At 67.9% G+C, this 13,691-nt stretch carries 10 protein-coding genes; 1 reads left to right on the forward strand and 9 read right to left on the reverse strand.

Going from position 1 to position 13,691, the window contains the following annotated elements:
• The first annotated feature begins 31 nt into the window (after window positions 1–31).
• Window positions 32–1,294 carry a GAF domain-containing sensor histidine kinase gene (locus KY661_RS34720; RefSeq protein WP_225414269.1) on the forward strand — a complete coding sequence of 421 codons (1,263 nt, stop codon included), beginning with the start codon at window positions 32–34 and terminating at the stop codon, window positions 1,292–1,294.
• A 16-nt stretch (window positions 1,295–1,310) separates the two neighbouring features.
• Here KY661_RS34720 and KY661_RS34725 read toward each other — a convergent pair whose 3' ends face one another.
• The 9 genes from KY661_RS34725 to KY661_RS34765 all read right to left on the reverse strand — a co-directional run bounded on the left by KY661_RS34725 (window position 1,311) and on the right by KY661_RS34765 (window position 13,647).
• Window positions 1,311–3,611 (reverse strand): glycoside hydrolase family 3 C-terminal domain-containing protein, encoded by a 2,301-nt coding sequence (locus tag KY661_RS34725; RefSeq protein ID WP_225414270.1) that lies wholly within the window; start codon window positions 3,609–3,611, stop codon window positions 1,311–1,313.
• A gap of 38 nt (window positions 3,612–3,649) precedes the next feature.
• Complete coding sequence (locus KY661_RS34730) at window positions 3,650–5,023, reverse strand: GH1 family beta-glucosidase (RefSeq protein WP_225414271.1); 1,374 nt, start codon at window positions 5,021–5,023, stop codon at window positions 3,650–3,652.
• A gap of 30 nt (window positions 5,024–5,053) precedes the next feature.
• Entirely contained in the window at window positions 5,054–6,124 is a 1,071-nt protein-coding gene (locus KY661_RS34735) for an ABC transporter ATP-binding protein (protein WP_225414272.1), read from the reverse strand.
• Window positions 6,121–7,098 (reverse strand): ABC transporter ATP-binding protein, encoded by a 978-nt coding sequence (locus KY661_RS34740; RefSeq protein ID WP_225414273.1) that lies wholly within the window; start codon window positions 7,096–7,098, stop codon window positions 6,121–6,123. The genes KY661_RS34735 and KY661_RS34740 overlap by 4 nt, the downstream gene beginning before the upstream one ends.
• Entirely contained in the window at window positions 7,098–8,033 is a 936-nt protein-coding gene (locus tag KY661_RS34745; RefSeq protein ID WP_225414274.1) for an ABC transporter permease, read from the reverse strand. The genes KY661_RS34740 and KY661_RS34745 overlap by 1 nt, the downstream gene beginning before the upstream one ends.
• 24 nt (window positions 8,034–8,057) lie before the next feature.
• Window positions 8,058–9,035, reverse strand: a complete 978-nt coding sequence (locus tag KY661_RS34750; RefSeq protein WP_225414275.1) for an ABC transporter permease — start codon at window positions 9,033–9,035, stop codon at window positions 8,058–8,060.
• A 34-nt stretch (window positions 9,036–9,069) separates the two neighbouring features.
• A complete protein-coding gene (locus tag KY661_RS34755) occupies window positions 9,070–10,773 on the reverse strand; it encodes an ABC transporter substrate-binding protein (RefSeq protein ID WP_225414276.1) in 1,704 nt (567 codons plus the stop codon).
• A gap of 126 nt (window positions 10,774–10,899) precedes the next feature.
• Window positions 10,900–12,171 carry a 4-aminobutyrate--2-oxoglutarate transaminase gene (gabT, locus tag KY661_RS34760; protein WP_225414277.1) on the reverse strand — a complete coding sequence of 424 codons (1,272 nt, stop codon included), beginning with the start codon at window positions 12,169–12,171 and terminating at the stop codon, window positions 10,900–10,902.
• Between the two features lie 36 nt (window positions 12,172–12,207).
• Entirely contained in the window at window positions 12,208–13,647 is a 1,440-nt protein-coding gene (locus KY661_RS34765; protein ID WP_225414278.1) for a gamma-aminobutyraldehyde dehydrogenase, read from the reverse strand.
• Window positions 13,648–13,691: the final 44 nt, after the last annotated feature.

Below are 13,691 nucleotides of genomic sequence, written 5' to 3' on the forward strand. Positions count from 1 at the left end.
CTTCCGGCCCGGTGGTGCGCATGTTGCCGTTGTGTCTGCGCATCCGCCTCCATCCGAGAACGAGCGTCGCGACCAGCTATGGCAGACGCTTGAGCAGCTGCTGGCACTGCCCGCGGCCGAACTTCGCCCCACGTTGGAGCGGGCCAGCCACGTCATCAGCGAGATCCTCCACGCGGACAAGGTGGACATCTTTCTGCTGGATCCCCAAACCCAGACGCTCGTGGCCATGGGCGTCAGCGATACGCCCATGGGGCGTAAACAGCGCGGCCTCGGCCTGGACCGGCTGCAGTTGGCCAACCGCGGGCGCACCGTCGAGGTCTTCGAGACAGGACAACCGTGGCACTCCGGGCATCAGGACGAGGACCCCGGAGAGCTGCCCGGCATCAAGTTCGGGCTGAAGATCCGGTCCAACATCTCGGTCCCCATCGAAATCGGAGGCCAGCGGCGCGGGGTGCTGGGGTGCACCACGGAGCAGCCCGAGTTCTTCTCCCTGGACGATTTGCGCTTCCTGGAGACCGTGGCCCGGTGGGTGGGCATGCTGGCCCACCGCGCCGAGCTCGTGGAGCAGCTCACGCAGGCCGCCGCCGCGCAGGGCCGCCGCGCCGCCGCCGATGAGCTCATCACCATCTTCGCCCATGACATGGCCAACCACCTGTTCTCCCTGCGCACGCGCATCGAGCTCATCCACAAGCGGGCCCTCCGCAACCAGGCCGCGGACTACCTGCGCGATGCCTCGGCGGCGGCCCAGGGCGTCACGGCCCTCACGCGCCTGGCCTCGGATCTGCTCGACGTGGGCCGGCTCGACCAGGGGCTCTTCGTCCTGCAAACCCAGCCCGTGGACTTGATGCAGTTGGTGACGGAGTCCGCCGCCACCGCCACGACCCCTCGGACCGAAGTCCAATTCCGCGGCCCCTCGGAGCTGATGGTCATGGCCGATCCGGCCCGCCTCCGCCAGGTGCTCTCGAACCTCGTGGCCAACGCGCTGAAGCACTCTCCGGCGGGAATCCCCGTGGTCGTGGAGGCTTCCCGGCAGACACGCCTGGATGGCTCCTGGGCCATCCTCACCGTCTCCGACCAAGGCCCGGGGATTGCGCCGCACCTGCTGCCCCGGCTGTTCGAGCGCTTCTCGCGGGGCCCTCACTCGTCAGGGCTGGGCCTCGGCCTGTACCTGGCGCGGCAGATCGCCCTCGCCCACGGGGGCACTCTCGAGGTGCACTCGGCGCCGGGCAAGGGCGCGCGCTTCGAGTTCGCCATCCCCCTGGACCGGGACATGATGCCCAGTCCCCAGGAGTGACGCCGGGCGCCCGGGGCTACTGCACCCGCGCCAGGATGTCGTTCAGCATCTGCTCGGTGAACTTGCCTTCCGAGAAGTTGATCAGCTTGTAGGCCGGCATGTCGTGCACGAACACCAGCGTGGACATCTCCGCCTTCTTCCGGGCGCGCTCCTCCTGGGGGGTGCGCTTGGGGTCAGTCCCCGCAGCCGCTCCGCCCATGATGATGCTCGCCAGCCGCGGGTAGAACTCCTTGCCCTTGGGGTGGTCCCGGAACTCCTTCACGAGGGACTCGCGCGTCAGTACCGGCACGGCCACCGGGGCCTCCACCGAAACGGACTGGCGCAGGGGCAGCTCCCGCGAGGAGCCGCCCACCAGGATGTCGAACCGGCCCGGCTGCACCGTCCACTGGCGGCGGCCGAGATCGAAGTACGAGAAATCACGCGCCTTCAGCGTGAAGCTCACCGTCTTCTCCTCGCCCGGCTGGAGCGCCACCTTGGTAAAGGCCTTGAGCTCCTTCTCGGGACGGCTGACCACGGGCTTGTCCTCGCGGACGTAGAGCTGGACGGCTTCCTTGCCCGCCACCTTGCCCGTGTTCTTCACCTTGAACTGAACGGTGAGGCTGTCCGTGTCCCGGATGGACGCCGCGCCGAGCGTCAGCCCCGAATAGGCGAAGGTGGTGTAGCTCAGGCCAAAGCCAAACGGGAACAGCGGCGCGAGGTTCTTCTTGTCGTAGTAGCGGTAGCCGATGAAGACGCCCTCGCCGTAGTACGCGCGCTGATTCAGGCCGGGGAACTCGAGCGCGGCCGGCGCGTCCTCCGTGCGCACGGGGAAGGTCTCCTGCAGCTTCGCCGAGGGGTTCACCTTGCCCGTGAGGATGTCGGCGATGGCGCCGCCACCGGCCTGGCCCGTGAGCCAGCCCTCCAGGATGGCCTTCACCTTTGCCACCCACGGCATGGTGATGGCCGAGCCATTCATCAGCACCACCACCGTGTTGGGCTGCACCTGGCTGACCGCCTCGATGAGCTGGTTGTGCCCCTCGGGCATGTCCAGCGTGGCGCGGTCGAAGCCCTCGGACTCGTGGCTGTCCGGCAGGCCCGCGAAGACGATGGCCACGCCGGCGTTCTTCGCCTGCTGCCGCGCCTCATCGAGGAGCTGCGCGGAGGTGACGCCCTCCAGGTCATAGCCGCTCGCGTACCCGATGCGCTCGCTGCCGCCCAGGAGCGCCACCAGCTCGTCGTGCGCGTTGGAGAGGCGGGCCGGATTCACCTGCGAGCTGCCCGCGCCCTGGAAGCGGGGCTCCTTGGCGAAGGCGCCAATCAGGGCGATCTTCTTCTTGCCCCCCACCTCCAGCGGCAGGATCTGGTCCTCGTTCTTCAGGAGGATGATGCTCTCACCGGCCACCTGCCGCGCCAGCGCGTGGTGCTGGTCCAGGTCGGCGCGGAAGCCGGTGCGGCGGTGCTCCACGGCCTTGAAGACCACGGCGAGCAGCGAGACCACCACCTCGTCCAGCCGCTTCTCGGGCAGCTGGCCCGCATTGACCGCCTCGATGATCTTCTTGCGGTTCACTTCCCCGCTGCCCGGCATTTCCAGGTTCAGCCCCGCCTGGACGCCCTTGGCGCGGTCGTGCACGGCGCCCCAGTCCGACACCACGAACCCCTCGAACCCCCACTCCTTGCGGAGGATGTCCTCCAGCAGGAACGGGTTCTCCGAGGCGTAGACGCCATTGACCTTGTTGTAGGCGCACATCACCGACCACGGCTGGGCCTGGGTGATGGAGATCTCGAAGGCAGGCAGGTAGATCTCCCGCATGGTGCGCTCATCGAGGATCGAGTCGCTCACCATGCGCTCGAATTCCTGATTGTTCACCGCGAAGTGCTTCAAGGAGGTGCCCACCCCCTCGCCCTGAACGCCCTGGATGTAGGCCGCCGAGAGCTGGCCCGCGAGGATGGGGTCCTCGGAGAAGTACTCGAAGTTGCGCCCGCCCAGCGGCGAGCGCTTCATGTTGATGCCCGGCCCCAGCAGCAGCTGGACGTCATTGGCCTGGGCCTCCCGGGCCAGCGCGGCGCCCACCTGCTGGATGAGCTCCGTGTTCCAGGAGGAGGCCAGCGCGGAGGCGGTGGGAAAACACGTGGCCGGCACGCTGTCAGCGGTGTTCGGCCCCAGGGCCTTCCGGAGCCCGTGGGGGCCGTCCGCCATGAAGATGGAGGGAATGCCCAGACGCTCGACCTTGTGGGTCGTCCACGAGCCATTGCCAGACAGGAGCCGGGCCTTCTCCTCCAGCGTCATCTGGGACACCAGCGTCTGCGCCTTGGCCACGTATTGAGAGTGTTGGGACATATGTCAGGAAGGTCCTCGTCGAGGGAGGTGGGCGGCGGTCAGGGCACCTGAACCGCGTTCTCCGCGATGACGCCCCGGTACCAGAGCGCACTGTCTTTGGGAATGCGCTGCTGCGTCTTGTAGTCCACCCACACGATGCCGAAACGTTGCGAATAGCCGCGGTCCCACTCGAAGTTGTCCATGAGCGACCACACGAAGTAGCCCGCCAGGGGCACCCCCGCCTCCATCGCGCGGTGGGCCGCGGCGAAGTGGTCCCTCAGGAAGGCGAGCCGCTGATCGTCCTTCACGCGCCCGTCAGCGCCGGGAGGCGTCGAGTAGCTCGCCCCATTCTCCGTCACGTAGATTTTCCGCGGCCGGTAGTCGAGGTGGACGCGCAGCAGGGTGTCCCGGAGGCCGTTGGGATGAACCTCCCAGCCCATCTCGGTCCACTCCTTCTCCGGCGCGAGGAACACCTGGCGCGGCTCGTTCTGCGCCTCGGGGACCTTGTCGCTGCGAAGGACCGTGCGGTTGTAGTAGTTGATCCCCAAGAAGTCGCACTTCACCGCGATGGTCTCGAAGTCCCCGGGCTGAACCACGGTGAGGCCCTCGGGCGGCAAGTGCCCCGCGGCGATGTAGTCGGCGACGATGTCCACGGGGTAGCGGCGCCCGAAGAGCGGATCCAGGAACCAGCGGTTGAAGTGGCCGTCGAAGTGCCGGGCCGCGTCGTGGTCCGCCGCGCTCGGCGAGGCGGGCTCCGAGGGCGTCAGGTTCAAGGTGATGCCCACCTCGGCCCCCGGGCTGGCGGCGCGGATGATGGGAACGGCGAGCCCATGGGACAGCAGCAGGTGGTGGCTCGCGGCGAGCGCCGTGCGGTAGTCCTTCAGCCCCGGCGCGTGGATGCCGAGCTGATGGCTGAGGATGCCCGCGCACCAGGGCTCATTGTGGGTGATCCACTTCTTCACCCGGCTCCCCAGGAACTTCGCCACCACGCCCGCGTACTCGGCGAACGCCTCCGCCGTCGAGCGCTTCGCCCAGCCGCCCTCGTCCTGGAGCGCCTGCGGCAAGTCCCAGTGGTACAGCGTCACGAAGGGCTCGATGCCCGCCTCGAGCAGCGCGTCCACCAGCCGTCCGTAGAAGTCCAGGCCCGCCTGATTCACCTTCCCGCGGCCCGCGGGGAGGATGCGGGGCCACGCCACGGAGAAGCGGTAGTGCCGGATGCCCAGGCTCTTCATCAACGCGATGTCTTCGCGGAAGCGGTGGTAGTGGTCGCACGCGACGTCGCCGTTCGTCCCGTCCCTCACCTTCCCGGGCGTCTTGGAGAAGCGATCCCAGATCGACTCCCCGCGCCCGTCTTCCAGCGCGGCGCCTTCGATTTGGTAGGAGGAGGTGGCGACCCCCCAGACGAACTCAGTGGGAAAGCGAAGGGTAGTCATGTGTTGGGAACCTCCGTTCAACGGGTCGCTTCAGGAAGCAGCGCCTTCCGCGAGGGCACTCCGGGGGCCCGCGGCGCCAGGCTCTTGAGCGGAGGCAGTCCCCGTGGCGGCGCCCTGGCCGAAGAGGTGGCAGCGCACCCAGCGATCCTGGCCGAGCGGCGTTGCCCCCGGCATCTCCTGGCGGCACACCGCCATGACGCTCGGGCAGCGGTCGGCGAACGGACAGCCGGGGGGCGGATCAATCAGCTTGGGCGCCCCGGACTTCGCGTTCAGCGCGCTCTTCATGGAGCCGTTCGGGTCCGGCACCGCGGAGAGCAGCAGCTGGGTGTAGGGGTGCGCGGGCTTGAGCATCAGCTCCTCGCTCGGCGCGCCTTCCACGATGTGCCCCGCGTACATCACCATCGTCCGGTCCGCGAAGTAGCGCGCGCTGGCGATGTCGTGGGTGATGTACAGGTACCCGATGCCCCGCTCCTCCTTGAGGCGCTCCATCAGGTTCAGCACGCCCACGCGGATGGACACGTCGAGCATGGAGATGGGCTCGTCGGCCAGGATGACAGAAGGCCCCGGGGCCAGCGCCCGGGCAATGGCCACGCGCTGTCGCTGGCCGCCCGAGAGCTGGTGCGGATACCGGGAGGCCACGTCGGCGGCCGGGTTCAGGTCCACCGTGGCGAGCAGTTCGTGCACGCGGTCGCGCAGCTCCGCGGCGCTCTTCGCCTTGCCATGGAGCATCAGAGGCCGCTCCAGGTGGTTGCCAATGGTGTGGACCGGGTTCAGCGAGCCAAACGGATCCTGGAAGATCATCTGGACTTGCGACCGGTAGCTGAGCGAGGCGTGACGCGGCTCTTCCCGGAGAACGTCCTGGCCCCGGAAAAGAATCTTCCCGCCCGAGGGATCCATCAGCCGCACGAGCAGCCGCGCGATCGTGCTCTTGCCGCTGCCCGACTCGCCCACGAGCGCAACCACCTGGCGCGCGCTCAGCGAGAAGGAGATCTCATTCAGGGCGCGCAGCTGCTTGGGCCTGAAGCCTCCCCCCACCTGAAAGTACTTGCTGATGCCCTGGGCCTCGAGGAGCACCTGGCTCTCCGGCTTGATGATCGTCATGGGGATTGGGAATCCAGGTGGCAGGCCTCGATGTGATCCGGCCCCAGCTGACGCAGCTCCGGCACCGTGGCCTTGCACTGGTCCATGGCCGAGGGGCAACGCGGGTGGAAGCGGCACCCTGACGGCAGCCGCCGCATGTCCGGGGGCGAACCCGGAATGCCCACGAGCTTGCGGCGCGGGCCCCGGACCGACGGGACAGAGCCCAGGAGCCCCTGGGTGTACGGGTGCTTGGGCGCGGTGAACAGCTCCCGCGAGGGGGCCATCTCCATGAGCTTGCCCGCGTAGAGGACCGCGATCCGCGTGGAGAACTCGAGGATCAGCGACAAGTCATGCGTGATGAACAGGATCGAAAACCCGAGCTTCTCCTTGAGCTCCGAGACCTGGTGGAGGATCTCCTTCTGCACCACCACGTCGAGCGCCGTGGTGGGCTCGTCCATGAGCATCAGGGGCGGCTCGAGCGCCAGCGCGATGGCGATCACCACGCGCTGCCGCATGCCGCCCGACAGCTGGTGCGGGTAGCTCGTGAGGCGCGAGCTGTCGATGCCCACGAGCTTCAGCAGCGCCACGGCCCGGTCGAGCGCCTCGGGGCGCTTCATCGGCAGGTGCGCCTGGATGGCATCGACGATCTGCTCGCCAATGCTGAGGATGGGGTTGAGCGAGTTCATCGCACTCTGGAACACGAGCGAGATCTTCCGCCAGCGCAGCTGCCGCAGCTGCGCCTCGCTCATCGCCAGCACGTCCTGGCCCTCGAAGAACACCTGGCCGCCCGTGATGACCGCGGGCGGACGGAGGATGCGCAGCAGGGCCTGGGCCACGGTCGACTTGCCGCTGCCCGACTCGCCCGCAAGCCCCAGCACCTCGCCCTTGCCGATGTCGAACGAGACGCCATCGACGGCGCACACGGGCCCTGCCGGGGTGAGGTACTCCACCCGCAAGTCCTTCACCGACAGCAACGCCGGGGCCTTGGCTTCCATTAGCGCCTCACCACGGGGGTCGACAGCCCCCCTTCCAGGTTGTGGCTCTTGAGGAGCCGCGTCCACGTCCCCTCGGCCCGGAGCCGCGGGTTGGTAATCTCGTCGATCGCGAAGTTGACGAGCACGAGCGCAAAGCCGATGAGCGCCACGCACATGCCCGTGGGGACCACCGTCCACCACGCGCCCGTCAGCAGGGCGGCGTTGTTCGAGGCCCAGTACAGGTTCGTGCCCCACGTCACCACGCTGACGTCCCCGATGCCCAGGAACTCCAGCCCCACCTGCGCGCCAATCGCATAGACCGTCGCCGAGATGAAGCCGCTCATCAGCAGCGACGTCATGTTGGGCAGAATCTCCCGGAAGATGATCCGCAGGCGCCCCTCACCGCTGACGATCGCCGCCAGGACGAAGTCCTTCTCCCGCAGCGAGAGGATCTGCGAGCGCAGCATGCGCGCATTCCACGCCCAGCCGGTGACGACCAGCACGAGCCCGATGGTGACGGGGCCCGGCTGGAGGTAGGCGGCGATCACCACCGCCATGGGCAGGCCGGGGATGATGAGGAACACGTTGGTGATGAAGGACAGGACGCCGTCGATCCACCCGCCGAAGAAGCCGGCCGTCATGCCGATCAGGGCGCCAATCGCCATGACGGCAAAGCCCGTCACGAACCCGACGATGAGCGACGTGCGGGCCCCGGCAATGGTCTGCGCGAGCACGTCCTGGCCCTGCCCCGTGGTGCCAAAGAGGAACTCGGACGAGGGCGGCTGGTGGGGCGCGCCCACGAAGGCGCCAGGGTCCGTCGAGACGAGCACCGGCCCCAGCAGGCCGAGCAGGACGAAGAACAGGATGAGCGCCGCGCCGAAGGCGGCCTTGCGGTTCTCGAGGAGCTGCCAGAGGAACCCCGAGCGCTGCTTCTTGGCTTGAGTCGCGGATGACATTGCAGGCTTCTTTCGTCCTTCCCGTCAGCGCGCCCGCGTCCGCGGGTCAAGCCACACGTACAGAATGTCCACCAGCAGGTTCGCCCCCAGCACCGCCAGGGTGATGGTCAGGAAGATGCCCTGCATGAGCGGATAGTCCTGGTTGCGCACCGCCTGGATGAGCAGATAGCCCTGGCCCGGGTACGAGAAGACGATCTCCGTCAGCAGCGAGCCCGACAGGACGAATCCCAGCGCCATGCCGAAGCCCGTGACGTTCGGCAGCAGCGCGTTGCGGGCGGCGTAGTGAAACATGATGCGCTTCTGGGACAGGCCCTTGGCGTTCGCCATGGTGATGTAGTCCTCGGCGAGAATGCCCACCATGGTGCTGCGCATGCTGAGCATCCAGCCGCCGAGCGAGGCAATCACGATCGCCAGGGCGGGCAGCACCATGTGCTGCACCACGCTGAAGATGAACTCCGCGCTGAACGAGGGGGCGATCGTGTCGCTGTAGGCATGCCGCAGGGGGAACGCGCCCAGCACGAACCCCAGCACGTAGAGCAGCACCATCGCCAGCCAGAAGTAGGGAAACGCGCCCAGGAAGATCAGCACCGGCGGCAGCACCGAGTCCAGCCAGCCGCCGCGCCGCCACGTGGCCACCACGCCGAGCGCCGTGCCGAGCCCGAAGCTGAGAATGACCGCAACGCCGGACAGGAGCAGCGTCCAGCCCAGGCCCGTGGAGATGACCTCCGTCACCGTCGCGGGGAAGTACGCGACGGACAGGCCCAGGTCGCCCTGAAACAGGTGGCGCACGTAGGTGAAGTACTGCTGGAGCAGCGGCTCGTTGGTGAAGCCAAACGCCAGACGCAGGGCGTCGATGGCCTCGGGCTGCAGCTGCCCCGCGAAGCGCGCGAACATGGCCGAGCCGGGATCGCCCGGCATGAGCCGCGGGATGAGAAAGTTCAGCGTGAGAGAGGCCCACGCGGCAACCGCGTACAAGCCCAGGTTTCGCAGGAGGTGTCGCACGGGACCGGGTGAGCCTTTCTCAGACGCTTACGGGCTACTTGGGCTTCACTTCCACCAGGACGAACAGGTTCTCCGGGGGGCTGTTCGGCGTGAGCTTCGCGTAAGGGTTTTCCTTGTTCGGGAAGTTCGTGAAGCGGCGCGTACTGTACTCTCCCCACGACGGGCCGGGAAAGAGGGGGACCGTGGGCGCGTTCTGCACGAAGATCATCTGCATCTGCGCGGCGAGCTTCTTCTGCTCCTCCACATCGCTCGTGCCCTCGAAGGCCTTGAAGAGCGCGTCCGCCTCCTTGCTCGCGAAGCGGTTCCAGTTGCGGGCGGCCACCTCTCCCACCGGGCGGACGGTCTCGCTGGACATGAGGTCGCGGTAGACGTGGTATGGCGTGGGCTCGTCCGACGTCCAGCTGACGCACAGGTCGTACTCGCCCTTCTGAAGCCGCTCGAAGTAGGGGCTGAAGTCGTAGGTCTTCAGCGTGGTGTCGAAGCCCAGCTGCTTCAGGTTCTGCGCGATGATCTGCGCGGCGCGCACCCAGTCCGTCCAACCCGTGACGACGTTGATCTCGAAGCGCAGGGGCGCCTTGTCCGGCCCCACCCGGATGCCGCCCTCGCCCCGCTTGTAGCCCGCCTCGTCCATCAGCGCGTTCGCCTTGGCCAGGTCCATCTTGGTCCAGTCACCCGCGGCCACCGCCTCCTGGTTGCGCCACAGATCGTGCGCCTCGCTCAGGCCCGTGGCGTCCGAGGGCTTCGTATAGCCATACATCGCCACCTTGACGATCTGGTCGCGGTCGATCGCCATGCTGATCGCCTTGCGGACGCGCACGTCGCTGAAAGGCTTCTTGGTGGTGTTCAGGTAGAGCGTCGTCGTGTTGCCGACGAGCGGGAACCAGTAGTGGTTGTTGTCCTTGTCCTTGCTGACGAAAACCCGCTCGATGTCCGGCACGAAGCTGCCGGCCCAGTCCAGCTCGCCGGTGAGCAGCGCCAGGTTCGCCTGATCATTGCCCGGGTACGCCGGGAAGCGCAGGCTCTGCACGGCGGGCTTGCCCTGCTGCCAGTAGTGCGGGTTGCGGCCCAGCTCGAAGATCTGGTTCTGGAAGACCTTCACCTCGGTGAAGGGGCCCGTCGCCACGGGCGTCTCGTTCTTGTAGATGACCGGATCCGGGACGTCCTTCCACTTGTGCTCCGGCACGATGGGCTGATGGACGATGTAGATGAGGCCAGGCACGTAGGGGCGCGTCAGGGTGAACTCCACCGTCGCGTCATCCTTGGCCTGCACCGACTCCACGAAGCCCCACACGGCCGCGAAATCCAGGGCCTTGTGCTTCTTGAGCAGCTCGAACGTGAAGGCCACGTCCTTGGCCGAGAACGGCTGGCCATCCGACCACTTCACGCCCGGGCGCAGGGTCAAGGTGAGCTTCTTGTTCTCGTCGCTCCACTCGCTCTTCGTCGCCAGCCAGGGGACGAACTCGCCCTTGAGCGTGTTGAAGATCATCAACGGCTCGTAGACACCGGCGCGGGTGGGCCAGCGCGCGGTGCCCGGAGCGATCAACGGATTGAAGTTGCGGATCCAAGAGGCCTGCTGTTCCTGCGCGACGGTCATCGCGGTGGCCTGCACGGCGGCCGGGGCCTTACCGGCTTCGGCGGGAGCAGCGGGCTTGGAGCCCTCCTGCGAGCTCTTCGAGCAGTGGACGAGGCCCCCCAGCGACAGCAGGGACATGCACATCATCAGCAGCCGGCGTGACATGGATCACTCCTCACATGGAGAGTGCCCCATATATGCGATCCATGCCACCGGGGGCAGTTTCGTTTTTCGACGCGAAGCGTTATGGCTATCCTACGGATGAAAACGATCTCATTGTGAATGAGAGCATTACCCCGCCAGCGAGGACTCAAGGATAGCGAGCCCTTCCTTGAAGACCGGCTCGGGCACCGTCAGCGGGAAGAGGAAGCGGATGACGTTGGAGTGGACGCCGCACGTCAGCAGCATGAGCCCCTTGTCCAGCGCCCGCGCCTTCACCGTCTTGGTGAACTCGGCGTCCGGGGTGTTACCTCCAGGCTGGCAGAACTCCACCGCCAGCATGGCCCCCAGCCCGCGCACCTCCGCCATCTGGGGCACCTTCGCCTTGAGCGCCTCGAGCCGCGTGCGCAGCACCCCGCCCAGCTCGTTGGCCCGGCCCACCAGCCCCTCCTCCTCGATGACGTCCAGCACCGCGTGCGCCGCCGCGATCGACAGCGGGTTGCCCGCGTAGGTGCCCCCGAGCCCTCCGGGCGCCGGGGCGTCCATCACCTCCGAACGGCCCGTCACCGCCGACAGCGGGAAGCCGCCGGCCAGGGACTTGGCCGTCACCACCAGGTCCGGCGCCACGTCGTGGTGCTGCATCGCGAACCACTTCCCGGTGCGCGCGAAGCCGGTCTGCACCTCATCCGCGATGAGCAGGATGCCGTGCTCGTCACACAGCTTGCGCAGGCGCCGCATCAGCTCGGGGGGCGCCACGTAGAAGCCGCCCTCGCCTTGCACCGGCTCGATGAGGATGGCCGCCACGCGCTTCGGCTCGATGTCCGCCGCGAAGAGGTTCCGGAGCGCCTGGAACGTGTCCTCCACGCGGATGCCATGCAGCTCGGAGGGAAAGGGCACGTGGTAGACCTCGGGCGGGAACGGCCCGAAGCCTGCCTTGTAGGGGGACACCTTGCCGGTGAGCGCCATGCCCATCATCGTCCGGCCGTGGAACCCGCCGCTGAAGGCGATGACGCCGCTGCGGCCCGTGGCCGCCCGGGCGATCTTCACCGCGTTCTCCACCGCCTCCGCGCCCGTGGAGAAGAAGGTCGTCTTCTTGGCGAACGCGCCGGGGGTGAGCTGGTTGAGCCGCTCGGCCAGCCGCACGTAGGACTCATACGGGACGATCTGGTAGGCGCTGTGCGTGAAGGCGTCCAACTGGGCCTTCACCGCGGCGACCACCCGGGGGTGGCGGTGCCCGGTGTTGAGCACCGCGATGCCGCCCGCGAAGTCGATGAAGCGGCGGCCCTCCACGTCCCACAGTTCGCTGTTCTCCGCGCGGGCCACGAAGAAAGGCGCCATCACCCCCACCCCTCGCGGCGTGGCGGCGTCCTTGCGGCTCAGCAGGCTGACGTTCTTGTCACTCATCTGGCAACCCCCTTGTGTGGGTCCGCTCCCGGGCCCTCAGTACTTCACCATCACGTGGCGGACCGTCGTGTAGTCCTCCAGCGCATACATGGACAAGTCCTTGCCATACCCCGAGCGCTTCATGCCGCCATGGGGCATCTCGCTCACCAGCATGAAGTGGGAGTTGATCCACGTGCAACCGTACTGGAGTTCGGCGGCCACCCTCATGGCCTTGCCGATGTCCTGGCTCCACACGGAGCTGGCCAGCCCGTAGTCCGAGTCGTTCGCCCAGGCAATCGCCTCGGCCGGGTCCGAGAAGCGCGTCACGGAGACCACCGGGCCGAACACCTCCCGGCGGACGATCTCATCCTCCTGCCGCGCCCCCGCCACCACCGTGGGCGCGTAGAAGAAGCCGCCTCCCGCCCCGGGCTTGCCGCCCGTCGTCACTTCGATGTGCTTCTCGCGCGAGGCCCGCTCCACGAAGCTCGCCACGCGCTGGCGCTGCTTCTCGGAGATGAGCGGCCCCATCTCCACGCCCTGCCCGTCCGGGCCGCCCACCTGGATGGAAGACACGGCGCTCGTCAGGTCCGCCACCAGCCGGTCATACACCTTGGGCCCCGCGTAGATGCGGCACGCGGCGGTGCAGTCCTGGCCCGCGTTGTAGAAGCCGAAGGTGCGCACCCCGGCCACCACGCTGGCCAGGTCCGCGTCGTCGAAGACGATGACGGGGGCCTTGCCGCCCAGCTCCAGGTGTGTGCGCTTGACGCCCTGCGAGGCGGCCTGGAGCACCTTCTGGCCCGTGGCCACGTCGCCGGTGAGGGAAATCATCCGCACCTGCGGCTGGCTGATGAGCGGCGCCCCCACGGTCTCCCCGCGCCCCGTCACCACGTTGATGACACCGGGCGGGAACAGCCCCGCGATGAGCTCGGCGAGCTTCAGCAGCGTCAGCGGCGTCTGCTCCGAGGGCTTGATGACCACCGTGTTGCCCGCGGCCACCGCCGGGCCCAGCTTCCACGCCGCCATCATCAGCGGGTAGTTCCACGGGGCGATGGAGGCCACCACGCCCACCGCGTCCCGGCGGATCATGCTCGTGTAGCCCGCGGCGTACTCGCCCGTGGCCAGGCCCGTCATGCAGCGCGCCGCGCCCGCGAAGAAGCGGAACACGTCCGCCACCGCCGGAATCTCATCGTTGAGGGCCGCGGTGTACGGCTTGCCGCAGTTGCGCGACTCCAGCCGGGCGAACTCCGCCCCCTGGGCCTCGATGGCATCCGCGAGCTTGAGCAGCAGCGTGGCGCGGTCCTTCGGCGGGGTGCGGGACCAGCCGGGAAAGGCCTTCTCGGCGGCCTTCACCGCGGCCTGAATCTGGGAGGCCGAGGCCTCCGCCACGCGGGCGATCACCTCGCCGGTGGCCGGGGCGAGGATGTCCTCCACCGAGCCCTCGCCCGCCACGAACTGCCCGTCGATGAATTGCTTGCCATCGAATTGCTTGCCATCCATGGGGGTCTCCTGGGTGCCACGAGAGGGGGCCCCTGCGGGCCCGT

The organism is Allostigmatella hybrida (assembly GCF_020103775.1).
GTDB classification, from domain to species: Bacteria; Myxococcota; Myxococcia; order Myxococcales; family Myxococcaceae; genus Hyalangium; species Hyalangium aurantiaca.